This window comes from uncultured Desulfovibrio sp., assembly GCF_949282365.1.
Taxonomy (GTDB): Bacteria; Desulfobacterota; Desulfovibrionia; order Desulfovibrionales; family Desulfovibrionaceae; genus Desulfovibrio.
This window is the reverse complement of record NZ_CASDOY010000003.1, coordinates 66,372-92,120: the sequence shown is the minus strand read 5'-3', so window position 1 is coordinate 92,120 and position 25,749 is coordinate 66,372. Positions and strand designations below refer to the sequence as shown.

Genomic DNA, 25,749 nt, shown 5'->3' with positions numbered 1-25,749 from the left:
CGCTTCGTGTCCCGGCCCACCGCCGGCGTGGCCTGCGCTGACGCGCGGTGCCGTCCGCCGGACTTTTATGTCGGGCTGTCCCCGGGCACCGGAGGAAGCCTCATGCAACGTCATGCAGAACCGAGCCAAGTCGCCAAATGCCATACGCCGGGGATGGAGACAGCCGCGCAGGGGACGGAGCAGGCTCAAGGCCTGCCGCGCCGCCCGTCAGCCGGGCGGAATGGTGTGGACAGGACGTGTGGGATGCCGCAAAGCGCCGGTCCAGCCCGGGCCGCGTCGCCTGTGGCCAGGCAGAACGGCCGCGGACAGGATCGCCGCCCGGGCGCAATGCTTGCCCAGAAGAATGCCCGCCCAGAAGAAAGTTTGCCCAGGCGGACAGCACAAAAAAACAGGGCCCTCCCTCAAGGGAGAGCCCCGTCAAAGGCTCGGCTGATGTCTCTCGCAGCATGGCATGCGCCGAAGCAAGGAGGGCACGGCAGCGACCCTGGACCGCGCTCCCGGTACTGCCGGGAGCCCTGCGGGATCGGCCTGGCCGCGAACCTCTTTCCGGCCGGACGGACGCCGGCTGCGCGAACAGTCCCTCCTAGGCCAGAGCCGCCTTCATCATCTCGTGGAAGCGGTCGAAGAGGTAGCGCCCGTCATGGGGACCGGCGGCCGCCTCGGGATGGTACTGCACGCTCATGACCGGCAGGGTCTTGTGGCGCAGACCTTCCAGGGTCTGGTCGTTGAGGTTGATGTGGGTGGCTTCCACATCGTCCAGGCCGTCCAGCACCACATGGAAGCCGTGGTTCTGGGACGAGATCTCGATACGGCCCGTGCCCAGATCCTTGACCGGATGGTTGCAGCCGTGGTGGCCGAACTTCAGCTTGGCCGTGGTGCCGCCCAGGGCGTGGCCGATGAGCTGATGGCCCAGGCAGATGCCGGTGACCGGGAATTCCTTGACCAGCTCGCGGATGATGGCGATCTCGTCCTTGAGGGTGGCCGGGTCTCCGGGGCCGTTGGACAGGAACACGCCCCTGGCGCCGCTGGCGCGGGCCTGGTCCAGCGTGAAGGAAGGCGGCACGGCCAGAGGCTCGAAACCGGCTTCGGCCAGCAGACGCAGGATGTTCCATTTGACGCCGAAGTCATAGACCAGCAGCGGGATGCCCGTGCCCTGCCAGGCATAGGCGCCGTCAGCCCCGAACTGCACGTCCCTGGGGCCTTCGGCCGTGAGGACGTAGGGCTTCTTGGCGGCCACGAAGGGCACCAGGTTCTGGCCTTCCATGCTGGGCAGGGCGCAGGCCTTGGCGCGCAGGCTCTCCACATCCAGGTCGCGGGTGGAGATGACGCCGCGCATGGCGCCGTTGATGCGCAGATGACGGGTCAGGGCGCGGGTGTCCAGACCTTCCATGCCGGGCACGTTCCAGCGCTTGAGGAAGTCCGGCAGGGTCTCCTTGGCGCGCCAGTTGGAAGGCTCCTTGCAGCATTCCTTGACCAGCAGGGCGCGCATGTGCACGCGGCCGGACTCCATGTCCTCGGCGGTGATGCCGTAGTTGCCGATGAGCGGGTAGGTCATGCACACCATCTGCCCGTAATAGGAGGGGTCGGTGAGCACTTCCTGATAACCGGTCATGCCTGTATTGAAAATGACTTCCCCGCCGGTCTCGAAATCGCCGGTGAAGGATTTGCCCTGAAGGCAGAAACCGTCTTCAAGTACCAGTAATGCTTTCATAGCTTACCCCCGCGCTTCCCGCGCGTAGTATTCCTGCAGGCTTTCCACATGCGTGTCTTCACGGCGCTTGCCGATGGCGATGGCCGAGGCCTTGGCACCGGCCACGGTGGTGCAGTAGGGCACGCCGTAGCTCACGGCCGTATGCCGGATGGACTTGGAGTCGCGGGCCGTGTTCTTGCCCGAGGCCGTGTTGATGACCAGGGCCACGTCGCCGTTGATCATGCGGTCCACGATATTGGGACGGCCCTCATAGACCTTGAGCACCTCTTCCACTTCCAGGCCCTGCTCGCGCAGGAAGCGGGCCGTGCCGCTGGTGGCCAGCAGATGGAAGCCCAGATCGGCGAACATGGCCGCCACTTCGGGCAGGATGGGCTTGTCGCGGTCATTGACCGAGAGGAAGACGTTGCCGGACTGCGGCAGGTCCTGGCCGGAAGCCAGCTGGCTCTTGTAGTAGGCTTCGGGGAAGTCCCCGCCCATGCCCATGACTTCGCCGGTGGAGTGCATCTCGGGTCCGAGGATGATGTCCACGCCGGGGAAGCGCTGGAAGGGCAGCACGGCTTCCTTGACGCAGGTGAAGCCGCCGCGGCGCATGCTCCAGGGGTCCAGCTCGTCCAGGGTCTTGCCCAGCATGACCTGGGTGGCCATGTAGGGCAGCGGCACGCCGGTGGCCTTGGACACGAAGGGGGCCGTGCGCGAGGCGCGCGGGTTCACTTCCAGGATGTAGAGGTCGTCGCCCTTGATGGCGAACTGGATGTTCATCAGGCCCACCACCTTGAGCTCGCGGGCCAGGGCTTCGGCCTGGGCGGCGATGAGGGCCACATGGTCGTAGGAGAGCGAGAAGGAGGGCAGCACGCAGGCCGAGTCGCCGGAGTGGATGCCGGCTTCTTCGATATGTTCCATGATGCCGGCCACATAGACGTCCTTGCCGTCGGAGAGGGCGTCCACGTCCACTTCCACGGCATGTTCCAGGAACTTGTCGATGAGGATGGGATGCTCGGGCTTTTCGGGCACCTGCTCGCGGAAGTAGTCCACCAGCTCTTCCTTGTCATAGACCACGGCCATGGCGCGGCCGCCCAGCACATAGCTGGGCCGCACCACCACGGGATAGGTGATGCGCTCGGCCACTTCCAGCGCCTGGTCCAGATCCATGGCGGTGCCGTTGGGCGGCTGGAGCAGGCCCAGCTTCTCGATGAGGGCCTGGAAGCGTTCGCGGTCCTCGGCGCGGTCGATGGCGTCGGGCGAGGTGCCCAGGATGGGCACGCCGGCGCGCATCAGCGGCACGGCCAGGTTCAGCGGAGTCTGGCCGCCGAACTGCACGATGACGCCCTCGGGCTTTTCCTTTTCCACGATGTTCATCACATCTTCAAAGGTCAGGGGCTCGAAGTACAGGCGGTCGGAGGTATCGTAGTCCGTGGACACGGTCTCGGGGTTGGAGTTGACCATGATGGCCATGATGCCCGCGTCGCGCAGGGCGAAGGAGGCATGGCAGCAGCAGTAGTCGAACTCGATGCCCTGGCCGATGCGGTTGGGGCCGCCGCCCAGGATCAGCACCTTGCGGCAGTCCCTGGTCTGCACTTCGTCGCCCTTTTCATAGGTGGAATAATAGTAGGGCGTGTAGGCTTCGAATTCCGCGGCGCAGGTATCCACCAGATAGAAGGTGGGCGTGATGCCCATTTCCCTGCGCAGACGGCGGATGTCGGTCTCGGGGCGTTTCCACATCTCGGCCAGCTGACGGTCGGAGAAGCCGTATTCCTTGGCCTCGCGCAGGATCTCGGGCAGCTCGGGGTTCAGGGGCGTCATGTCGTTGGCCAGGCCGAAGTCGCGGATGCGGTTCTCCATGTCCACGATATCGCGCAGCTGGCGGATGAACCAGGGGTCGATGCCGGAGGCGTCGTGGATCTCCTGCACGCTCACGCCGGCCAGCAGGGCCTGGCGCAGGGTGAAGATGCGGCGCGAATGCGGCTTGCGCAGACCGGCCATGATCTCGGGACGGGACGGCAGCTCGCGGCGGAAGTTGAAGCCCAGGCCCGAAGCGCCGATCTCCATGGAACGCAGGCCCTTCTGCAGGGCTTCCTTGAAGGTGCGGCCGATGCTCATGGCTTCGCCCACGCTCTTCATGGAGGTGGTCAGCTCGTCCTTGGCGCCGGGGAATTTCTCAAAGGTAAAGCGCGGGATCTTGACCACGCAGTAGTCGATGGCCGGTTCGAAGCTGGCCGCGGTCTCGCGGGTGATGTCGTTGCGCAGCTCGTCCAGGGTGTAGCCGATGGCCAGCTTGGCGGCCAGTTTGGCGATGGGGAAACCCGTGGCCTTGGAGGCCAGGGCCGAGGAACGCGACACGCGGGGGTTCATCTCGATGACGACCATCTCGCCGTTGTCGGGATTGATGCCGAACTGCACGTTGCTGCCGCCGGTCTCCACGCCGATCTCGCGCATGATGGCGAAGGAGGCGTCGCGCATCATCTGGTATTCCACATCGGTCAGGGTCTGGGCCGGGGCCACGGTGATGGAGTCGCCGGTATGCACGCCCATGGCGTCCACGTTCTCGATGGAGCAGACGATGACGCAGTTGTCGTTCTTGTCGCGCATGACTTCCATCTCGAACTCTTTCCAGCCCAGCACGCTCTGCTCGATCATGACTTCCGAGACGGGGCTGGCCGACAGGCCGTGGGCGGCCACTTCTTCCAGGTCGGCCATATTGTAGGCGATGCCGCCGCCGGTGCCGCCCAGGGTGAAGGCCGGGCGGATGATGAGCGGGAAGGGCAGCACGTCGCCCAGGGCGCGCACCTCGCTCATGTTGTGGGCAATGCCGCTGGCGGGCACCTTGAGGCCGATGTTCTCCATGGCCTGACGGAACAGCTCGCGGCTTTCGGCTTTTTCGATGACTTCGGCACGCGCGCCGATGAGCTCCACGCCGCACTCCGCCAAAACGCCGCTCTTGGCCAGACCAAGAGCGGCGTTGAGCGCCGTCTGTCCGCCAAGGGTGGGCAGCAGGGCATCCGGGCGTTCCTTGCGGATGATGGCCGCCAGGGTCTGCTGCTCGATGGGTTCGATATAGGTGGCGTCGGCCATGTGGGGGTCGGTCATGATGGTGGCGGGATTGGAGTTGACCAGCACCACCTCGTAACCTTCCTCCTTGAGGGCCTTCACGGCCTGGGAGCCGGAATAGTCGAATTCACAGCCCTGGCCGATGACGATGGGACCTGCGCCGATAACCAGAATTTTGTGTAGATCCGTGCGTTTGGGCATTGGATATTCCTGTATGGTTGGGAAAATCGCAGGGGTGCGGCCCTGCCCCTCCGGGCACCTTTCACGCCGCCACATGGCGCATTGCGCAAAAGTCATCCGGTTAAAACGATTTTTTTTATCCGCTCGCGCCGCCTTCGTCAAGATGCCGGGCAGTTTTCCCGGCGGGCGTCCCGGCGGCGCCCTCCCCTGTCCGCTGCCTGTGCCGCCCCGTCCCAGGCGCCCGCCGCCGGGCTTTCCCCCTTTCGCACTTGCCAAGGCGCGGCTTTTGGAGAATACTCTTGCCTCTCAATCCCTTTTACGAGGCCTTACGATGAACAAAGACATCAAAAAAGTTGTGCTCGCCTATTCCGGCGGCCTGGACACCTCCGTCATCCTCAAGTGGCTGATCGAAACCTACAAGTGCGAGGTCATCACCGTCACCGCCGACCTCGGCCAGCCCGAAGACCTGAGCGGCGTGGAAGCCAAAGCCTACAAGACCGGCGCTTCCAAGGCGTATGTGGTGGACCTGCGCGAAGAAATGGCCCGCGACTTCGTCTTCCCCATGATGCGCGGCGCCGCCCGGTACGAAAACCGCTACATGCTGGGCACCTCCATCGCCCGCCCCATCATCACCAAGGCCCTGGTGGACATCGCCCGCAAGGAAGGCGCTGACGCCATCGCCCACGGCGCCACCGGCAAGGGCAACGACCAGGTGCGCTTCGAGTTCGCCGCCAAGGCCCTGGCCCCGGACCTGAAGGTCATCGCCCCCTGGCGCGAATGGGACCTGATGTCCCGCACCGCCCTCAATGCCTTCGCTGAAAAGCACGGCATCCCGATCTCCAAGGAAGCCAAGCGCTACAGCATGGACGCCAACATGATGCACACCAGCTTCGAAGGCAGCGAACTGGAAGACCCGGCCAACGCGCCCCACGAATCCTGCCACGAACGCTGCGTGCCCGTGGAACAGGCCCCCAACGAGCCCGAGATCATCGAAGTGAGCTTCGAGCACGGCGATCCCGTGGCCGTCAACGGCGAAAAGATGTCGCCCTACACCATCATCAAGACCCTGGCCGAACTGGCCGGCAAGCACGGCATCGGCCGTGACGACATGGTGGAGAACCGCTATGTGGGCATGAAATGCCGCGGCGTGTACGAGAACCCCGCCGGCACCCTGCTCTACGCCCTGCACCGCGACCTGGAAGGCCTGTGCATGGACCGCGAACTGCTGCAGCTGCGCGACATGCTGGCCGTGCCCTACTCCCATGCCGTGTACAACGGCTACTGGTTCTCGCCCGAACGCGAAGCCATGCAGGCCTTCATGGACAAGTCGCAGGAGACCGTCACCGGCACCGTGCGCGCCAAGCTCTACAAGGGCGGCGTGTGGCCCCTGGCCCGCACCTCTCCCTTCTCCCTGTTCTCCGAAGACCTGGCCACCTTCGAAGGCGGCAACTACGACCACAAGGACGCCGCCGGTTTCATCCGCCTCAACTGCCTGCGCCTCGGCATGTACGCCGCGGTCCAGAACAAGCTGGGCAAGTAAGTCCTTCCTCACGGCGGACGGGGCAGCCCGTCCGCCCTGTTTTTCCCTCCGGGAGCCCCGTCCGCGCCACAGCCTTGCGGGATCGCGCTCCCGGTCCTTCGTCATCGCGCCTTTTCCGGGCGCAGACCGGCCCCCGCGGGGCGGAGAGATCTTTCCATGAGCACCAATCAGAGCTGGGGCGGCCGCTTTGCCGAAGGCCCCAGGGAGGCCGTGGCGGCCTATACCGATTCCCAGACCTATGACCGCGCCCTCTACGCCCAGGACATCCGCGGCTCCCAGGCCCATGCCCGCATGCTGGGCCGTCAGGGCGTCATCACCCCGGACGAGGCCCAGCAGATCATCAAGGGCCTCGAGGCCGTGAAGCAGGAGATCGAATCCGGCGCCTTCATCTGGAAACCGGCGCTGGAAGACGTGCACATGAACATCGAGGCCCGCCTCACCGAGCTCATCGGCGACGTGGGCAAAAAACTGCATACCGGCCGCAGCCGCAACGACCAGGTGGGCCTGAGCTTCCGCCTGTTCGTGGCCGACCGCCTGAAGGTCTGGCAGCAGCGCGCCGCCCACCTCTGCGCCACCCTGGTGGCCCGCGCCGACGGCCATCAGGACGACATCCTGCCCGGCTGCACCCACATGCAGCCCGCCCAGCCCGTGAGCCTGGCCCATCACCTGCTGGCCTATGCCTGGATGTTCCGCCGCGACTGCCTGCGCCTGGACGATGTGCTCAAGCGCGTGCGCGTCTCGCCCCTGGGCTCCGCCGCCCTGGCCGGGACCACCTATCCGCTGGACCCGCAGAGCGTGGCCGACGAGGTGGGCTTCAACGGCATCTACGGCAATTCCATGGACGCCGTCTCCGACCGTGATTTCGTGCTGGAGGCCCTGTTCGCCGCTTCCTGCATCATGGCCCACCTCTCCCGCCTCTGCGAAGAGATCATCATCTGGGCCAACCCGGCCTTCGGCTTCGTGCAGCTCTCCGACGGCTATTCCACGGGCTCGTCCATCATGCCCCAGAAGAAGAACCCCGACGTGGCCGAACTGATGCGCGGCAAGACCGGCCGCGTCTACGGCGCGCTCATGGGCATGCTGACCATCATGAAAGGTCTGCCCATGACCTACAACCGCGACCTGCAGGAAGACAAGGAAGGCTTCCTGGATACCGACCGCACCGTGGATGCCTCCCTGATGCTCATGGCCGGCATGCTCGACGAGCTGACCTTCCGCACCGAGCGCATGCGCGCCGCCTGCGCCCGCGGCTTCCTCAACGCCACGGAACTGGCCGACTATCTGGTGGGCAAGGGCCTGCCCTTCCGCGAGGCCCACCACGTCACGGGCCATGCCGTGGCCCTGGCCGAAAAGCAGGGCAAGGGCCTGGAAGACCTTTCGCTGGACGACCTGCGGCAGCTGGACGCCCGCATCGACGAAGACGTCTACGCCGTGCTGGACTACGCCGCCGCCGTGCGCCGCCGCGAGACCCCCGGCGGTACCGGGCCCCGTTCCGTGGCCCGCCAGATCGGGCAGCTGCGTGCGTGGCTGCAGGAGCGCGCATGAGCCCCCGGAAAGCCACCGGCTGGAAAGTGCCCCTGATCTTCTGCGCGGTCATGGGCGCGGCCGTGCTGGGCACCTGGCTGTGGCGCCACCTGGACAAACCCGATGTGCCGCCGCTGGAGCCCGGCCTCGTGGCCGTGGCCCAGACCTACCACATCGATCTGGATGCCGACCCCGAAGGCAAGCTGCTGCGGGAATCCATCACCAATGCGTCCACGGGCTTCGCCAGCCACGACAGCAAGGACGCCCGGCTGGCGGCCCTCATCGACAAGGCCCTGGACATGGGCCGCTTCGACGCCGCCTGCGTGGCCGCCGTACTCCTGTTCGACGAGCACAAACGCGAGGGCAAGCTGATGCGCATCGCCCGCAGCGCCGCCGGCGACTGCGCCACCCTGCCCTGGGGCGCCTTCGCCGCCAGGGCCATGAAGGATCCCGGCGTGCAGACCGACGCCCACTTCCTGCTCAATGCCCGCTGGCGGGAATGCTCCCGGCGCTGAACAGGAGACTACAGCCAAGACGGATGCCCCGGGGGAGGGGGAAGACCTCGCCGAACACGGGAGTTTTCCCTTCCCCCGGGCTTTGTTGTGTTCGATGCCCACGGCTTCCTGCGTCACAACGGGCACGGCCCTGACGGGCCGCCCGGGCTCGCGCTCCCCCTTCTCCGGCGACCTTTCTTGGGGAAAGGAGTTTTTGCAGACGGCAACGCAGGCCTGACCCGTATTGCATCATGCCAAAGGATACCCTGGTCCGCCGGCCCGGAACGCAGCGGTGCCCTCGCGGCTCCGGCGCGGCACACATGTTTTTTTACGCGGCCCGTACAGAGCCCATGACTATCCCCGGATAGCGGCACCGCCCCTTCCCGCCTTTTGCCCGGCCTTTCCCCGCCGTCTCCGCTGCCCACGCCATCTTGCCGTCCCTCCCCCGGCCCAGCAGCCTCTTGCCGTCTTGCAGGGCGCTCCCCCGCTCCTGCCTTGCGGCCCAAAAGAGGACGTCTGTCCCGCATCAACAGGCCCTGCCCGCAAAAAACAGAAATCTTCTTGATTTGTGGCAGACCATAGCGCAGGATTTGTCCAGACTGTTCGCTGTGCCGGGCTGCTGCCCGTCTGGCTCCGAAAGTCAGGAGCAAAGGCCCGGCTGTGCGCCCGGCCTTTGCCGCCGCCGTGCGCTGGCGGCACGGGAAGGAACGGCCCTGGTCCTGCCTCCGTCCAAAGCCGCGTGCGCACGGCCGCATGCCTTCCCCGCAGGCTTTCGGGAAGCGCGTTTCCCTGTCAGGGGGGAAGGAGCTGTCTGTACCGCCACAGACATGACGACGATGTGCGGGGAGCGCACGTCCTCCCAGCAGGACACGCCCCTCCACGGTATCCGGGGAGCGGGGCGGGAGGGCTGCCCGGCGCGCCGCGACACAGTCCCACGATCTGAAGAAAAAATTTGGGCAAGGGCGGTGGGGAGCCCGGAGAGGGAGAGCTGACGCTTCTCCAAAAGGTCTCCTTTTCCCCTCCGTCCCCTCCCCTCCGCCTTCAAGTACAGCACAAGGAGTTATCATGGCCCGGCAGATCTTGCGCATCCGTGATCTGGGACAGTCCACCTTCTGGCAACTGGTGCAGATGGAGGGCCGGCCCGCCCCCCTGACCGGCAAGACGGCCCTGCTGCTGGCCGCTGACGGCGCGGACACGCAGGACGTGCTGACCGCCACGGCCGCGGCCCGTCAACTGGGCATGGACGTGGACCTGCTGCCCCCCCGCCTCTGGACGCAGGACATGGCCACCTGTGACCTGCAGGCCCCGCTCTACGCCCACGCCGATCTCTGCCTGACCGCAGGCCTCAGGGGCAATGCCCTGGACTGTCTGGCCGCCGGCCTGCCCGGTGCCGTGGTCAACGCGGGCAACGACAGGGGCGCGCCGGGCCAGTGTCTGGCGGACCTTTTCCTGCTGGCGGCACGGCACGGCGACTGGGAACACCTGCGTCTGTCCTGGCTGGGCGGCGCCCAGTGCGGTCTGGCCTGCGACCTGATCACGGCCGCCATCTACGCGCCCTTCGAACTGTTCATGGCCCTGCCCGAATGGGGCGAGCCCGACCACGGCCTGCTGGACATGGCCCTGCGGGCTGGGGCCAAGATCTTTTTGAGCCGCGACCCCGAACTGGTGCTGGAAAACGCCCATGCCGTGTACATGGGCCACGGACCGGAACAGTGCGCCTCCTCTCCCCTGACCAGCGGCTGGCCCCTGAGCGACGAGCTGCTGGACCTGGCGACGCCCGATGCCGCCGTGCTTTCCTGGCACGCCCTGTCGCCTGCCGACCGGGCTTCGGAAGCCGCCCTGCGCCGCGCCGCAGCCTTCTGGCCGGAACGGCTGGCCGCCCGTCGCCTCATGGAGGCCCGCCTCTGCGCCCTGGCCTGCGACAGCCTGTAGGAGCCTGCGCATGGACAGCATCTGCACGCCCCCCGACTGCGAGGACATCTTCGCGGAAGAAGCCGGCGGTCCCTGCTGGCCCCGCTGGCTGGAAGGCTCCCGGGTGCCGGACGCGCCGCGCGCCGCGGCCTATGAAGCCACGCCCGCGCATCTGCGCGCCGCCGTCAAGACCGCCCTGGCCCTGCATCATGCCCATCACGGTGATACGGACGTCACCGCCTGCCGGGACGAACGCTTCCCCCGCCGGGGCTTCCGCCGCACGTCCGCGGAAGGACCGGCAGCGCACGCCCTGGTGGCCTTCCCTGCCTCGCTGCGTTCGCCTGCCCGTCTGGCGGCGGCCCTCATGCCCGCCATCCTGGCCGGGGTGCCGCTGACGGGCGCCTTCTGTATCGGCGGCGAGCCTTCGCCCGAAGTGCTGGTGACCCTGGAGCTGGCCGGCGTGGAAGACGCCTTTGCCCTCGCCGCTGGCGACTTCGTGCGCCTGACGGACGAGCTGCCCCGCTGCCGCGTGGTCCTGCTGCACGGCCTGGACAGGGCCGCCCTGCCCGGGCGCTCCCGTTTGCCGGGCCGGGTCTGGAGCGAGGACGCCCTGCCCCTGCTCCTGCTGCCGCAGGCGGATGCCGTGGACGCGGAACTGCTGGCCTTTGCCCACGGCCCGGAGATCGTGGCAAACGCCCTGCGCGGCGCAGACGCCCGGGCCGTCCTCGACGGCGGCACAGCCCCCGGCGACCGCCTGCCCGCCGCCCTGCTGGACGGGGAGGGAGCCGCCCGGCTGGCCGTTGCGCCAGGGGACATGCCCGTGGAGCTGCTGCTCACTCCCGGCTGCGAGGCCTTCTGGCTGCATCCGGGCCTGGGACCGGACTTTTTTCGCTGCCATCACCGGGCCTTCAGCCTGCTGTGAGCTGGCCGAACAGGACCGGAGCAGCGCGACATCACAGTCGCCACGGGTCCCTCCGCTTGCGCGCGGCGGCGGGAAAGCGCATACTTGCGCCACCCCGCCGGAATGTCCCGGTCCATACGCTGACGAGACTGCCATGAAGAACATCCGCAATATCGGCATCATCGCCCACATCGACGCGGGCAAGACCACGCTTTCGGAGCGCATGCTCTACTACAGCCGCAAGATCCACCGTCTGGGCGAGGTCCACGACGGCACCGCCACCATGGACTACATGCCCGAGGAGCAGGAACGCGGCATCACCATCATGTCCGCCTGCACCACCTGCCAGTGGAACGACTGCACCATCAACCTCATCGACACGCCCGGCCATGTGGACTTCACCATCGAGGTGGAACGCTCCCTGCGCGTGCTGGACGGCGCGGTGGGCGTCTTCTGCGGTGTGGCCGGCGTGGAGCCGCAGTCCGAGACGGTCTGGCGGCAGTCCGAGAACTTCGGCGTGCCCAAGATCGCCTTCATCAACAAGATGGACCGCCTGGGCGCGGATTTCGCCCGCGTGCTGGAAGGCATGAAAAAACGCCTGGGCGCCAATCCGCTGCCCCTGACCATCCCCAACGGCCAGGGCGAGGCCTTCGACGGCGTGCTGGACCTGCTGGCCCGCGAGCGTCTTGATTTCGACCAGGCCGATCAGGGCCGCACCGTGACCCGCCGCCCCTGGACGGAGGAGGAGGCCGCCGCGGCCGAGCCCTGGCGGGAACAGCTGCTGGAACATCTGGCCGAGGCCGACGAGACCTTCCTGGAACTCTATCTGGGCGGGGAGTACGGCCCGGACGACGTGCGCGCCGCCCTGCGCCGGGCCACCCTGAGCCGGGCCGTGACCCCGGTGCTCTGCGGTTCGGCCCTGCGCAACAGCGGGGTGCAGCCCGTGCTGGACGCCGTCTGCGGGCTCCTGCCCTCGCCGCTGGACGTGCCCGCGCCCGTGGGCCGCGACAGCGACGGCAACGAGGTGCCCGTGCCCCCCGATCCGGCCGCGCCCGCCGTGGTGCTGATCTTCAAGGTGCTCATGGAGAACGGCCGCAAGCTGTCCTTCGCCCGCGTCTACGCCGGCAGCCTGCGCGAAGGCGACGCCCTGAGCAATGCCGGCGGCAAGGGCGAGGACCGCATCAGCCGCATCTACCGCATGCATGCCGACCGCCGCGAGCAGCTGGAAAGCGCCGCCGCCGGCGAGATCGTGACCCTGGTGGGCCTGCGCGGTGCGCATACCGGCGACACCTACTGCCACAAGAGCCGCCTGCTGGCCCTGGAGGCCATAGACTCCTACGCGCCGGTCATCACCCTGGCCCTGGAACCGCGCAACGCCGACGAAGGCAAGGTGCTGGACGAGGCCCTGGCCCGTTACGCCGCCGAGGACCCCACCCTGGAGGTCCGCACCGACGAGGAGACGGCCTGCCGCATGGTCTCCGGCATGGGCGAGCTGCATCTGGACGTGCTGCTGGAACGCATGACGCGCGAATACGGCATCTCGCCCCGCGCCGGACATCCGCAGGTCATCCTGCGCGAGACCGTGCGCAAGGAGGCCGACGGCGACGGCGAATTCGACCGCGAGCTGGGCAAGGAACATCATTTCGGCCATGTGGCCGTGCATGTGCGCCCCCTGCCGCGCGGCACGGGCAATCGGGTGCTGGTGGGCGACTTTTTGCCCGCCGACGAGAACGAGGCGCGCAAGCTGCTGCCCAGGGCCCTGCTGGACGCCGCCCTGGAAGGCGTGCGCGACGCCCTGCAGAGCGGGGCCCTGACCGGCTATCCCGTGGAGGATGTGGAAGTGGCCCTCACCGCCGTGGAACGCCGCGAAGGCCAGACCACCGTGCCCGGCTGCCACATGGCCGCGGGCATGGCCCTGCGCGAGGCCCTGGCCGCCGCCTCTCCCGTGGCCCTGGAACCGCTCATGAAGGTGGAGATCAGCGTGCCCGACGAATTCCTGGGCGCGGCCATCAGCCTGTTCGGCACGGCCGGGGGCCGGGTGGAAGACCTGGAGGACCGCGCCGGGCTCAAGCATGTGCGCGGTCTGGCGCCGCTGCGCAAGCTGTTCGGTTTTTCCACCTCCCTGCGTTCGGCCACCCAGGGCCGCGCCGGGCTCGTGCTCACCTTTGACCGCTTCGACCTGCCCTGATGAACGACCGTACCCAACCCAAGGCCAAGAAGAGCCTGGGCCAGCACTTCCTGCGCCACGAGAGCATCTGCCGCCGTATCGCCTCCCTGCTGCTGCCCCGGGAAACGGACCGCATCATCGAGATCGGCCCCGGCCCCGGCGCCCTGACCCGGGCCATCGAGGAGCAGCCCCATGCCCGGCTGCTGCTGCTGGAAAAGGACAGCCACTGGGCCGCCGAACGCCAGCGTCTGGGCGCGGAGCGTACCCAGGCCGTGCTGACCGACGCCCTGCGCTTCGACTGGAGCCGCATCACGCCCGACAGGCCCTGGAAGATCATCGGCAACCTGCCCTACAACGTGGCTTCGCCCATGATGTGGGACCTGTTCTCCCGCGCCACGGGCCTGGTGCGCGCGGCCTTCATGGTCCAGAAAGAAGTGGGCCAGCGCCTGGCCGCCGCGCCGGGCAGCGGCCATTACGGGGCCCTGTCGGTCTGGGTGCAGAGCTTCGCCCGGCCGCGCATGGAATTCATCGTGGGCCCGGGGGCCTTCAGCCCGCCGCCCAAGGTGGATTCGGCCGTGCTCTCCTTCGAGCCCCTGCCCCTGGAGCAGCGCCCGGCCCGCCCGGACCTGCTGGCCCTGGTCGTCAAGGTCTGCTTTCAGCAGCGGCGCAAGCAGCTGGGCAGCATCGCCCGACGCTGCCCGCTGGCGCCGTGGCTGGCGGCCGCCATCGAGCAGGCGGGCATCACGCCCGCCCTGCGGCCGGAACAGCTCAGCGTGGCGGACTTCCAGGCGCTCAGCCGTCTGGGGGCTTCCTTGCTTGACAACCCCATGAAAAACTGATTGCCTGACACAAGAGTCACGAAACAGCGCCAGTGATGACCGCCCCGGGCGGACACGGCATGTCACTGGCGAGAGAGGAGGATACCCCAATGACCAAGGCTGACCTGGTTGAAATGATTGCCGCCAAGGCCAATCTGACCAAAGCCGCTGCCGAACGCGCCCTCAATGCCTTCCTGGCTTCCGTGGAAGAATCCCTGGCCAAGGAAGACAAACTGACCCTGACCGGTTTCGGCACCTTCGTGGTGGAGACCCGCAAGGAACGCCAGGGCCGCAACCCCCGCACCGGCGAGACCCTGACCATCCCCGCCTGCAAGATGGTGAAATTCCGTCCCGGCAAGATGCTCAAGGACGCCCTGGACTAGCAGGGCCCCTTTTTCCGAAAAGATAAAACAGGCCCCGCCTGTTTTATCTTTTCCCCACGCCCCTCCGGGCCGCCGCCACCGTTCGGGCCGGCCCTCCCGCCGCCGCAAGGATCACGCCCATGGACAGACAATTCTGCTTCGACGCGCTGGCCGCAGAAGGTTTCCAGCCTGAAATAGACGAAGACGGCGATATCTCCTTCCTCGCCGGGGAGATCTCCCTGTCCCTGCTCCTCGATGACGCGGACGAAGGATTCTTCTCCCTGGTCTGCGCCTTTGAAGTGGACGACATGGACCAGCTGGAACTCTTCTACAGCGCCGCTTCCGAAGCCTCCCGCGCCTACAGGGTCGCCAAGGCCTATATCGGCGAGATCGAGGAGGACTGCTTCGAGATCCGCTTCTGCGTGGAGTCCCTGACCTCGCCGGAACTCTTCCGCCGTCACCTGCGCCGCTATGTCGAGCTTCTGCTGGACATGCAGGAAAGCGTCTTCGACGCCTGCCAGGGTGATGACGACGACGCCGAGTAAGGCCGCAAGGGTCGCTGCCGGCAGGGGCCTGCGCCCTTTGCCGTCACTTCCTGCCTGTGCTGAAAAAAGTGCTTGCTTTTTTTCAGATGCGGGTCTAAAAAACTGTTCTTGACCCTGCGCGAGCAGGGTCCGACGACGTCTGCGTCGTCAGGCCCGGTATGGCCGGAGCTTCCGCAGGAGGGGGTGATATTCGTGCCCGGAGTGTTTCTGAACGAAGACGATTATAACTTCGATATCGCGCTGCGCCGCTTCAAGAAGCAGGTGGAAAAGGCCGGTGTGCTTTCCGAAATGAAAAAGCGCCAGCACTACGAAAAGCCCAGCGTGATGCGCAAGAAGAAAAAGGCTGCTGCCCGTAAGCGCCTGATGAAGAAAATCAGAAAGATGAACATGGCCTAGTTTTTCAGGCCCATGCACGTCACCTTTGAACTGCGGAAGGCCCTTGCGGTCTTCCGCAGTTCCTCTTTTCACCCCTACCCCTCCCAACGCCATGAGCCTGTTTGAAAGCATCGAAAAAGATTACGTCCAGGCCTACAAGGCCAAGGATGCCGTGCGCCTGACCGTCCTGCGCCTGCTCAAGACCGCCGTCAAGAACCGCCTGGTGGAGCTCTGCCGCCCCGGCGGGACCCTGGACGACGCCGAAATGCTCGACCTCATCATCAAGGAAGGCAAGCAGCGCCAGGACTCCATCGAGCAGTACACCGCCGCCAACCGCCAGGATCTGGCCGACAAGGAAGCCGCCGAGCTGGCCGTCATCCAGAGCTACCTGCCCAAGCCCCTGAGCGAGGAAGAACTGACCGCCCTCATCGACGCCACCATCGCTGAAGTGGGCGCCACCTCGCCCCGCGAGATGGGCAAGGTCATCTCCGCCATCATGGCCGGCCACAAGGGCCGCGTGGACGGCAAGGCCCTTTCCGCCGCCGTCAAGGCCCGCCTGACCGCCTAGAGTTTCCATGATCCACAGCCGCACCCTCCACGCGCTCGAATTCCCGCAGATCACGGAGCACCTCGCCGGCCTGTGCCTTTCCCCGGCCGGCCGCGAGCGTGCCCTCGAGCTGCGCCCGCTGGAAGACGCCGCCCGCGTCACCCATGCGGCGCGCCTCTATGACGAATCCGCCGTCTGGGCCGCCCGTCCCATGGGCGAGGGCGGTTTCGCCCTGGGCTCTTTCCCCGATGTGGGCGCTTTTTTGCGCGTGGCCGAAAAGCCCGGCCTGCAGCCCGATACCGACGCCTTCTGGGCCCTGCGCGAGATGCTGCGGCTGGCCAAGGCCGCCCATGCCTCCATCGCCGTGCCCGAGGCCGGGGAGCAGTGGCCGCACCTGCTGGCCCTGGCCCAGGAGGCCCCGCTGCCGGTGCAGCTGACCGCGGCCCTCGTGCGCTGCATCTCCGATGACGGCCAAATCCGCGACGAGAGCTCGCCCGAACTCTTCCAGGTGCGCAGCGAGCTGCGCCGCCTGCACCAGAACTGCATGCGCCGCGTCAAGGACTACGCCATGCAGTACAACATGCTGGCCTGGCTGCAGGACGAGTTCATGACCCTGTCCTCGGACCGCTATGTGCTGCCCCTCAAGGCCAACTTCAAGGGCCGCATGCAGGGCATCATCCACGACTGGTCCCAGACCGGCGAGACCTGCTATTTCGAGCCCATGTTCCTGGTGGAGATCAACAACCGCCTCCAGGAGCTGAAACGCGAGGAGCGCGAGGAAGAACACAAGGTGCTGGCCTATCTGCGCGGCCTGCTGCTGGCCGAGCTGCCCGGGGCGCGCGCCGCCCTGGAGCTTTTGGCCGAGCTGGACGTCCTGCAGGCCAAACGCCGCCTGGCCGCCGAATACGACGGCCGCTGCGTACCGCTCGCGCCTGTGGAGGAAGGCATCTGCCTGCTGGAGACGCGCCACCCCCTGCTGGTGCTCTCCGGACTGCGCGCCCGCAAGGACGAACGCGCCAGAGGCGGCGCCCAGCCGGTGCGCCCCCTGGACATCGTGCTGCGCCCCGGCGAGCGGGCCCTGATCATCACCGGCGGCAATGCCGGCGGCAAGACCGTCTGCCTCAAGACCCTGGGCCTGTGCGTGGCCATGACCTTGAGCGGCCTGCCCGTGCCCGCGGCCGCCGGTTCCCATCTGCCTTGGTTCGGCCGCGTGGACGCCTTCATCGGCGACGAGCAGAGCCTGGAGGACAACGTCTCCACCTTCACGGCCCAGATCCGCCATCTGGCCAAGGCCTGGAAGCATCTGGACAGCACGGGCCTGGTGCTGCTGGACGAATTCGGCGCCGGCACCGACCCGGCCCAGGGCGCGGCGCTGGCCCAGGGCGTGCTGGACGGCCTGCTGGACAAGCACACCTTCGTGCTGGCCGCCACCCACTTCCCGGCCCTCAAGACCTACGCCCTGTCGCGCGAAGGCGCCCGGGCCGCTTCGGTGCTCTTCGACCCGCAGAGCAAGAAGCCCTTGTTCAAGCTGGCCTACGATCAGGTGGGCGCCAGCCAGGCCCTGGACGTGGCCCGCGAGCACGGCCTGCCCGAGAGCATCCTGCGCCGCGCGGAGCATTATCTGTTGCAGGACGGGCAGGACACCACCGCCCTGCTGGGCCGCCTCAACGCCCTGGCCTCCGAACGCGAGCAGGAGATCGCCCGCCTGCGGCAGGAACAGGAAAAAGCCCGCCGCGACGTCCAGGCCATGCGCGAGAAGACAGAGAAGGAACGCCTGCGCCTGCACGACGAAGTGCGCGCCAGGGCCGGCGAGCTCATGCGCGCCTGGAAGGAAGGCCGCGCCACGCACAAACAGGCCCTCAAGGAGATGTCGCGCCTGCGCGCCGATCTGGCCGCGCCCGTGGTGCAGGAAGATACCTCGGTGCTGCCGCAGATCGAACATTTCAGCCCCGGCCAGCAAGTCTTCCACACCGTGTTCAACAAACGCGGCGTGGTGACCGACGTGGACGAGCGCCGCAAGCGCGTGCGCGTGGACCTCAACGGCGTGAGCCTCTGGGCCGCCATGAAGGACGTGCGCCAGAGCGGCCAGCCCGCCGCGGCCCCCCGCGCGCCGCAGCGCGTCTCGCCGGTCAAGGCCGCCATCGCCGGGGACGACGCCCCGGCCCTGCGCCTGGACCTGCGCGGCATGCGCGCCGACCAGGCCCAGGCCGAAGTGGAACGCTTCCTGGACAAGGCCCTGCTTTCCGGCTTCAGTGAAGTGGAGATCGTCCACGGTCGCGGTACCGGCGCCCTGCGCCGCCAGATCCATGATTTCCTGCGTTCCTTCCCGGCCGTGGCCCGTTTCGCCACCGCCCCGGAAGATCGCGGCGGCGATGGCATGACCATCGTCAACCTGCGCTAGCGCGGCCGGACGACCGGCGGGGGCAGCCATGCAGTCCAGAGATGCCATCCGCGCCATCAAGGAGCGGCTCAACATCACGGATATCGTGCGTCGCTATGTGGACCTCAAGCGCAACGGTCCGCGCTGGGTGGCGCCCTGCCCCTTCCATCAGGAGACCAAGCCCAGTTTCACGGTCAATGAGGAACAGGGCCTGTTCTACTGTTTCGGCTGCCAGGCCTCCGGGGACATCTTCGATTTCTACGGCCGCATCAACGGCCTGGATTTCCGCGAGACCCTGGAGCAGCTGGCCGCCGAGGCCGGCATCACCCTGGAGCGCGGGCCCGTGGACAGAAAGCGGCAGGAGGAAGACCGGCAGCGGCGTTCCTCACGACAGACCATGCTGCGCATGTACGAGCTGGCGGCGGCCCATTTCGCCGCGGCCCTCAAGAGCCCGGAAGCCGGGGAATGCCGCGCCTATGTGCAGCGGCGGGGCCTGAGCCCGGAAATCGTGGAACGCTTCGGCCTGGGCTGGGCCCGGCGCGACTGGCACTCGCTGGATCTGGCCCTGCAGCGCGCGGGCTACGACATGCGCCTGGCCGCCGAGGCCGGGCTGGTGGGACGCTCGGAACGGGGCTCGGTCTATGACCGTTTCCGGGGCCGCCTCATCTTCCCCATCAAGAACCTTTCCAACCAGATCATCGCCTTTGGCGGGCGCATCATCGCGGACGAGGACGAAGCCAAGTACATCAACAGTTCCGATACGCCCATCTACAAGAAAGGAGAACATCTCTACGGCCTTGCCCAGGCCAGAAAAGGCATTACAGTAAAGGGACGGGCCCTGCTGACCGAAGGCTACATGGACGTGCTGACCCTGCACCAGTTCGGCTACGACAATGCCGTGGGCGTGCTGGGCACCGCCCTGACCCCGGACCAGATCAAGCGCCTTTCGGGCTTCACCTCGCAGCTCACCCTGCTGTTCGACGGGGACCGCGCCGGCCGCAAGGCCGCCCTGCGCTCCTGCGAGATGCTGCTCTCCCGCGGTCTGGCCTGCACTGTGGTCCTGATGCCCGAGGGCGAGGACATCGACAGCCTGCTGCGTACCCGGGGGCCGGAGGCCTTCGAGGCCCTGCAGGCCCGCGCGCCCGACGGCCTGCGCTTCTGCCTGGACGTGCTGCGCGCCCTGGCCCCGCGCGAGACCGTGGACTGGGCCAAGAATTTTTTGCGCCATGTGGAAGTGCCGGAGCTGGTCAGCCCCTATGTTTCGCGGCTGGCCACCCATCTGCAGCTTTCCGAGACCGAATTGCGTCAGGGCCTGGCCGGCGGCAGGCGTCCCGGCCCCGACGGACAGGACGCGCGCCCCAGCCGGGCGCGGCAGAACATGCGCGACCGCCAGATCATGATGTACGCGGTCCGCTACCCCGACAGGCTGGACGATCTGCGGGATCTGGGGGCCGACCTGGCCCTGCAGTCGGGCATCGCCCGCCAGTTGTGGGACAAACTCGAAGAATGGGGCGCCGACGAGGCCCCCTACCATCTGGACCAGCGCGAAAAAAATTTCTGGTCCTTTTGCCGGGGCGCCGAGGCGGCCCCCCGTGACGACGGCGACAGGGAACTGGCAGCCCTGCGCCACGATCTTGATGCCTATTACGCGGCGAACCAGCGCCAGTCCGTGACGGCCGCCCTGCGGCAGAACACCGGCTCCGGCGACTTTGCCGCCGATTTGGAATATCTTCGCGCACTGCAGGAAACCTTGGAGCAGGGACATGAGCAATCTTAAAGATATCCAGCAGATCCAAAGCCTCATCGCCAAGGGCAAGGGCATGGGCTACCTGACCTTCGACGAGGTCAACAAGGCCCTTCCCGTGGAGATGAACACCCCCGAGCAGTTCGAGGAAATCATCGGCATTTTTGAACAGCTGGAAATCGCCATCGTCGATTCCGAAAAGGACGGCAAGAAGATCTCCGCCACGCCCGCCGAGACCGACGACGACACCATGGACGGCTCCCTGGAGCTGACCGAAGACGAGGAATCCGCCGACTATTCCTCGCGCAGCACCGACCCGGTGCGCATGTACCTGCGCGAGATGGGCGCCGTGCCCCTGCTGGACCGCGACGGCGAAGTGGTCATCGCCAAGAAGATCGAGATGGGCGAACAGGACGTACTCTACGCCCTGGTGGAAGTGCCCGTGGCCGTGGAAGAGCTCATCAACGTAGGCGAGGACCTGCGCCAGAACCGCATCAAGCTCAAGGACGTGGTCAAGACCATCGAGGAAGACGACCCCAGCGAAGACGAGCTCAACCAGCGTTCGCGCGTCATCCTGCTCCTGGACGAGATCAAGCAGATCTTCAAGAAAAAACGCAAGATCTACAAGAAGCTGGACGACTGCAACACCCTTGAGCGCAAGGTGACCGCCATCCAGAAGGAGATCATCAGCTACAAGGAAGAGATCGTCACCCGCCTGCGCGACATCAAGCTGGAAAAGACCCTCATCGACCGCATCATCGAGACGGTGGAAGACTATGTGCGCCAGATGCACAACTGCCAGCGCGACCTTTCCGCCTACATCCTGTCCACCGGCCGCACCCAGGCCGAGATCCAGGAGATGTTCACCGGCCTCGAGCAGCGCACCGTCAATCCCAACGACGCCGCCCGCGAGCTCAAGCTGAGCGTGGACGAGCTCTTCTCCTTCAAGGAGATGATCATCGGCAAAATCGAGATCCTGAGCCGCCTGCAGGAAAAATGCTGCCACAACGTCACCGACCTTGAAGAAGTGCTCTGGCGCATCAAGCGCGGCAACACCGCCGCCATGCGCGCCAAGCAGGAGCTCATCCGCTCCAACCTGCGTCTGGTGGTCTCCATCGCCAAGAAGTACACCAACCGCGGCCTGCAGTTCCTCGACCTGATCCAGGAAGGCAACATCGGCCTCATGAAGGCCGTGGACAAATTCGAATACCAGCGCGGCTACAAGTTCTCCACCTACGCCACCTGGTGGATCCGGCAGGCCATCACCCGCGCCATCGCGGACCAGGCCCGCACCATCCGCATCCCGGTGCACATGATCGAGACCATCAACAAGCTCATCCGCACCTCGCGCTACCTGGTGCAGGAACTGGGCCGCGACCCCACGCCCGAAGAGATCGCCGAGCGCATGGAATATCCGGTGGAAAAGGTCAAGAAGGTACTCAAGATCGCCAAGGAGCCCATCTCGCTGGAAACGCCCATCGGCGACGAGGAAGATTCCAGCCTGGGCGATTTCATCGAGGACAAGAAGGCCGTGGCCCCCGCCGAGGAAGTCATCAATACCAAGCTCTCGGAGCAGCTGGCCGCCGTGCTGGCCGACCTGACCCCCCGCGAGGAACAGGTGCTGCGCAAGCGCTTCGGCATCGCCGAAAAGAGCGACCATACCCTGGAGGAAGTGGGCAAGCTCTTCAACGTCACCCGTGAACGCATCCGCCAGATCGAGGCCAAGGCCCTGCGCAAGCTGCGCCACCCCGTACGCAGCCAGCCCCTGCGCTCCTACTACGAAAACTAGCCATGCTGCGTCGCCTCTGCCTGATCCTTTTTCTGTGCTGTGCCCTCGTGTCCGGCCTCCTGCCCGGCACGGGGCACGCCCAGCCCGATGACCAGCCTGCCGCCCGGCCCGGGCCCCAGACGGACGCCCTGTCTGCCGCTCCGGCCACGGTCCTGCCCGACGCCCTGCCCCATCTGAAGCAGATGGCCGTGCGCGGTAAGACCTCGGTGGCCTCCTGCCTGGACGGGGACACCATGCAGCTCACCGACCGCCGTCGCGTGCGTCTGGCCGGTATCGACACCCCCGAGCTGCGCCCCCGCAAGGGCAAGCCGCAGTTCTACGCCCGTGAGGCCCGCGAGCTGCTCAGCAGCCTGGTCCGTGGCCAGGAAGTGCTGCTCTTCGCCGTGGACGCGGAAGGCAAGGACAAGTACGGCCGCATCGTGGCCGATGTGCGTCTTGGGGACGGGCGCTCGCTCAACGGTATCATGGTGCGTGAAGGCGCGGCCTTCTTCTACCCGCACCAGGGGCTCGACACGGCGTACCAGGACTGGCTGCTGGCCCTGCAGGCCGACGCCATCAGGGAGCGGCGCGGCATGTGGGCCGAGGTGCTCTCCCGCCCCGAAGCCCTGAAGAACTACACGGGCAACCGCAATTCCCTGCGCTTCTTCCCGTCCGACTGCCCGGACGCCCGGAAGATCAAGCCCCGTAACCGCCTCCACTTCGGCACGCTCATGGACGCATTCATGGCCGGCTACGCCCCGGCCCGCGTCTGCCCCTTCTGGCCGGAGGAAAAATGATGGCCCATCAGCCTCCCCTGTCCGATCAGGAAGCCCTGGTCATCTTTTCCGGCGGCCAGGATTCGGGCACCTGCCTGGCCTGGGCCCTGACCCGCTTCGCCCGCGTGCGCACCCTGGGCTTCGATTACGGCCAGCGCCATGCCGTGGAGCTGCGCTGCCGCCGCGAGGTCCGCAGTGCCGTCGCCGCCCTCAGGCCGGAATGGCAGGAGCGTCTGGGTCCCGACTGCCTGCTGGACATCAGCCTGTTCCGCCAGCTGGCCGATACGGCCCTGACCTCGGACATGCCCATCCAACAGCATGACGACGGCATCCCCAACACCTTCGTGCCCGGGCGCAACCTGCTCTTCATCATGCACGCCGCGGCCTGGGCCTACGGCAAGGGCATCCGCCATCTGGTGCTGGGCGTATGCGAGAGCGACTCCTCCGGCTACCCGGACTGCCGCGACGACAGCATCAAGGCCATGCAGGTGGCCCTCAACGCGGGCATGGACAGCCATTTTGTCCTGCACACGCCGCTCATGTGGCTGGACAAGGCCGATACCTGGCGTCTGGCCGAGGAGCTGGGCGGCATGGCCCTGGTGGACGTCATCCTGGAGCAGAGCCATACCTGCTATGAGGGCACGCGCGGCGAGCGCCACCCCTGGGGCTACGGCTGCGGCCAGTGCCCGGCCTGCAGGCTGCGCGCCCACGGCTATGAAGTCTACCTTTCCCGCCACCATCAGAAGTGAGGCCGTCATGGCAGCCAAAAAACAGCTGAGCGCCGCCCAGGGCATGGATGCCGCCTGCATCCTCTTCGAGCTCAACAGCAAGCGCGAACATATCGTCAACCTGGCCTTCGGCGCGGAGATCCCTGAAGCCTGCCTCACCGAACCCGGCGCCCTGCCCGACTTCTGCGCCGAATGGCGGGCCTTCGTCCACGCCACGGTCACGGCCGGGCTCATGCAGCACGCCCCCAATACCGTGCTGGTGGGCTATCTGCGCCGTACGGGCGACCTGCTGGCCGCCACGGCCAAAGCCGAAGGCGCCAGCCGCCACGCCAGACCCGCCCCTGTCAGCGAAGACAGCCTCAATGCCTTCGTGGACGGTCCCTTTGCCGCCTACATGCCCCTGCTGGCACAGGAAAAGCAGCACCAGTGCCCCGTGCTCTTCTGCCGCCGCCTGGGCTATGACGAAGACAGCCGCATCACGCCCGGGACCCTGAAGAAGATCCAGGCCCGCCTGGCCGCGGTCATGGCCCTGGTCATCACCGCCATCTGGGACAAGCTGGACCAGTACGAGATCCTGGCCGATTAGACAGGCGGACGGATCATTTTTTTGCACGAGCGGGAAGAAGGGCTTTTTCCAGCGGGAAAAGCCCCTCTTCCCGCTCTCGTGTTCTCCCCTTTTCCTCCAAAGCGCTGTCCGGGCCGATCCCGGTCGGTGTGGCTCCCAGGCCCCTGCCACGCGCACCGGTCCCCCGGCGGCCCCGGGCGAGGGGGAGCCCACCAGCCTGCACACTCGACAGGCTTCCGTCCCTGCACGCCGGAAAACGATCGGCGGTCCTGCACGCCGCAGGAAAAACCTTGCGCCGGCAGCGGCCGGATGAGGGCCCGCAGGGGCCGTGTCCGTGGCGTCGCACGCTGCGCCTGTCACGACACAGGAGAGCATGGCGAAGGCAGCCGGCCAAAATCCCGGCCTGCGCGCTGCCGGCATCCGTCTGCCCGCAGGCCACATGGACCAGATACGAAAGAGGGCCGGCCCCAACGGAGCCGGCCCTTGCCGTCAGACAGATCGCCAACGCGCTAGATGCGCAGGCTGTCGCGGATGTCTTCCAGGCGGTTCTTGGTGAACATCAGGTAGGAGATGATGAGCTCGCCGGAGTTGAAGGACGAGGTGATGTACAGGGGATCATAGGTGCAGATATCGTCCATGAACTGCATGGCGGCGGCCATGTTCTCGGCATTGTTCTTCTGGGCGATCTCGGGATAGAGGTCGTACAGGGCCTTCACGAAATCACGCACCACCAGCACGATGCCCTGCGCTTCGTAGATGCGGTTGTCCAGGGTGTAGAAGGGGATGTCCTGGGCGTCGTTGAGCAGGCCCAGGGCATAGCCCAGCATGTTCTCGCCCACCACCGTGTTCAGCGCCGCATAGAGGTCGTCGGTCCGGCAGTTGTAGGTGCCCTTGCCGCTGTCCAGCGACTTCTTGTAGTCCTCCACCTGCTTCAGGGCCTTCTTGTAGGAGCCTTCCGCCGAAGGGAACATGAAGCTGCGCGGGTCCACGGCAAAGCCGTTGAGGCGGGCCTGATAGAGGAATTCGCTTTCGCGGTCATTGGCGCCCAGCTTGGCGATCTGGGTGGAATACAGGTCCATGAGCACGCGGGTGGCGTGATAGACGCCGTACTGGCGATAGGCGCGGTTGTCCAGCACGAAGCGGTTGAAGATGATGTCGTTCATGGTCCAGCCAAAGGTGGAGCCCATTTCACGGCGCAGTTGGTTGGTGATGGCATCCACCAGCAGCTTGCCCTTATCGTTCTCGCTCAGGTTCGCTGTCTCGCCCACGCTGTAGGACTGGGGGAACTTTTTGCTGTCGATGACGCCGTAGAACGCCTGGCTGCCCCAGACCAGCAGCAGCAGGCCCACAAAGATGCAGACCTGGATGCCCAGGGTCTTGGCCACGAGGCGGGCCTTTTCAAACATATGCATATCCGTCAGTTTCATGTCATCCTCGCAGGATTGGAGATTTCATTCCATTTTGGCAGACCATACTTCCATAAAAGGGAAATATGGTGACCGGCCTTTCCATACCGGCAAGGCCGGTCAGAGGGCGTTGCCCTCCTACGGCCTAGCAGCACAGGCGTCAGCCAGCCGTCAGGATGCTTTTTCAGAAATAAGCCCGCCCGGGCACCGGTCAAGATGGCGGACCCGCCCGGCACGGCAAAAACGCCCTGCCGAAACAAAA

20 protein-coding genes are annotated in these 25,749 nt (G+C 66.5%); 17 read left to right on the top strand and 3 right to left on the bottom strand.

Features of this window, described 5'->3' with window-relative positions; translation table 11 throughout:
• Window positions 1–583: 583 nt before the first annotated feature.
• On the bottom strand, window positions 584–1,711 hold the full coding sequence (carA, locus tag Q1X76_RS01960; protein WP_300717707.1) for a glutamine-hydrolyzing carbamoyl-phosphate synthase small subunit: 1,128 nt from the start codon (window positions 1,709–1,711) through the stop codon (window positions 584–586).
• A gap of 3 nt (window positions 1,712–1,714) precedes the next feature.
• Window positions 1,715–4,957, bottom strand: a complete 3,243-nt coding sequence (carB, locus tag Q1X76_RS01955) for a carbamoyl-phosphate synthase large subunit (protein ID WP_300717705.1) — start codon at window positions 4,955–4,957, stop codon at window positions 1,715–1,717.
• Window positions 4,958–5,267: 310 nt separating this feature from the next.
• Between carB and Q1X76_RS01950 the strand changes: the two genes are divergently transcribed.
• The 17 genes from Q1X76_RS01950 (at window position 5,268) to Q1X76_RS01870 (ending at window position 24,102) form a co-directional block, all read left to right on the top strand.
• Window positions 5,268–6,476 carry an argininosuccinate synthase gene (locus Q1X76_RS01950; protein WP_300717704.1) on the top strand — a complete coding sequence of 403 codons (1,209 nt, stop codon included), beginning with the start codon at window positions 5,268–5,270 and terminating at the stop codon, window positions 6,474–6,476.
• Between the two features lie 156 nt (window positions 6,477–6,632).
• Complete coding sequence (argH, locus tag Q1X76_RS01945; protein WP_300717703.1) at window positions 6,633–8,021, top strand: argininosuccinate lyase; 1,389 nt, start codon at window positions 6,633–6,635, stop codon at window positions 8,019–8,021.
• Window positions 8,018–8,515, top strand: coding sequence for a hypothetical protein (locus Q1X76_RS01940; protein ID WP_300717701.1), 498 nt, complete (start codon window positions 8,018–8,020; stop codon window positions 8,513–8,515). The genes argH and Q1X76_RS01940 overlap by 4 nt, the downstream gene beginning before the upstream one ends.
• Window positions 8,516–9,559: 1,044 nt before the next feature.
• Window positions 9,560–10,426 (top strand): hypothetical protein, encoded by an 867-nt coding sequence (locus Q1X76_RS01935; protein WP_300717699.1) that lies wholly within the window; start codon window positions 9,560–9,562, stop codon window positions 10,424–10,426.
• A 10-nt stretch (window positions 10,427–10,436) separates the two neighbouring features.
• Entirely contained in the window at window positions 10,437–11,327 is an 891-nt protein-coding gene (locus tag Q1X76_RS01930; RefSeq protein ID WP_300717697.1) for a hypothetical protein, read from the top strand.
• A gap of 133 nt (window positions 11,328–11,460) precedes the next feature.
• Entirely contained in the window at window positions 11,461–13,494 is a 2,034-nt protein-coding gene (gene fusA / locus Q1X76_RS01925) for an elongation factor G (RefSeq protein ID WP_300717696.1), read from the top strand.
• The gene (rsmA, locus tag Q1X76_RS01920) at window positions 13,494–14,312 is read left to right on the top strand and encodes a 16S rRNA (adenine(1518)-N(6)/adenine(1519)-N(6))-dimethyltransferase RsmA (protein ID WP_300717695.1); all 819 of its coding nucleotides are present in this window, start codon (window positions 13,494–13,496) and stop codon (window positions 14,310–14,312) included. Before fusA ends, rsmA begins: the two co-directional genes overlap by 1 nt.
• 89 nt (window positions 14,313–14,401) lie before the next feature.
• Window positions 14,402–14,674, top strand: coding sequence for an HU family DNA-binding protein (locus Q1X76_RS01915; RefSeq protein ID WP_300717693.1), 273 nt, complete (start codon window positions 14,402–14,404; stop codon window positions 14,672–14,674).
• 119 nt (window positions 14,675–14,793) lie between these two features.
• Window positions 14,794–15,198 carry a YbjN domain-containing protein gene (locus Q1X76_RS01910; RefSeq protein WP_300717691.1) on the top strand — a complete coding sequence of 135 codons (405 nt, stop codon included), beginning with the start codon at window positions 14,794–14,796 and terminating at the stop codon, window positions 15,196–15,198.
• Window positions 15,199–15,390: 192 nt separating this feature from the next.
• Window positions 15,391–15,594, top strand: a complete 204-nt coding sequence (rpsU, locus tag Q1X76_RS01905; RefSeq protein WP_040368982.1) for a 30S ribosomal protein S21 — start codon at window positions 15,391–15,393, stop codon at window positions 15,592–15,594.
• A gap of 91 nt (window positions 15,595–15,685) precedes the next feature.
• On the top strand, window positions 15,686–16,141 hold the full coding sequence (locus Q1X76_RS01900; RefSeq protein ID WP_300717690.1) for a GatB/YqeY domain-containing protein: 456 nt from the start codon (window positions 15,686–15,688) through the stop codon (window positions 16,139–16,141).
• Window positions 16,142–16,148: 7 nt separating this feature from the next.
• Window positions 16,149–18,521, top strand: coding sequence for a Smr/MutS family protein (locus Q1X76_RS01895; RefSeq protein ID WP_300717688.1), 2,373 nt, complete (start codon window positions 16,149–16,151; stop codon window positions 18,519–18,521).
• A gap of 28 nt (window positions 18,522–18,549) precedes the next feature.
• Complete coding sequence (dnaG, locus tag Q1X76_RS01890) at window positions 18,550–20,277, top strand: DNA primase (RefSeq protein WP_300717687.1); 1,728 nt, start codon at window positions 18,550–18,552, stop codon at window positions 20,275–20,277.
• Window positions 20,264–22,033: an RNA polymerase sigma factor RpoD gene (gene rpoD, locus Q1X76_RS01885; protein WP_300717685.1), complete on the top strand. Its 1,770-nt coding sequence runs from the start codon at window positions 20,264–20,266 to the stop codon at window positions 22,031–22,033. The genes dnaG and rpoD overlap by 14 nt, the downstream gene beginning before the upstream one ends.
• 2 nt (window positions 22,034–22,035) lie before the next feature.
• A complete protein-coding gene (locus Q1X76_RS01880) occupies window positions 22,036–22,809 on the top strand; it encodes a thermonuclease family protein (protein WP_300717684.1) in 774 nt (257 codons plus the stop codon).
• On the top strand, window positions 22,809–23,537 hold the full coding sequence (gene queC, locus Q1X76_RS01875) for a 7-cyano-7-deazaguanine synthase QueC (RefSeq protein WP_300717820.1): 729 nt from the start codon (window positions 22,809–22,811) through the stop codon (window positions 23,535–23,537). Before Q1X76_RS01880 ends, queC begins: the two co-directional genes overlap by 1 nt.
• Window positions 23,538–23,544: 7 nt before the next feature.
• Window positions 23,545–24,102: a serine/threonine protein kinase gene (locus tag Q1X76_RS01870; RefSeq protein WP_300717682.1), complete on the top strand. Its 558-nt coding sequence runs from the start codon at window positions 23,545–23,547 to the stop codon at window positions 24,100–24,102.
• 488 nt (window positions 24,103–24,590) lie between these two features.
• Here Q1X76_RS01870 and Q1X76_RS01865 read toward each other — a convergent pair whose 3' ends face one another.
• Complete coding sequence (locus Q1X76_RS01865) at window positions 24,591–25,508, bottom strand: DUF2333 family protein (protein ID WP_300717680.1); 918 nt, start codon at window positions 25,506–25,508, stop codon at window positions 24,591–24,593.
• Window positions 25,509–25,749 lie beyond the last annotated feature (241 nt).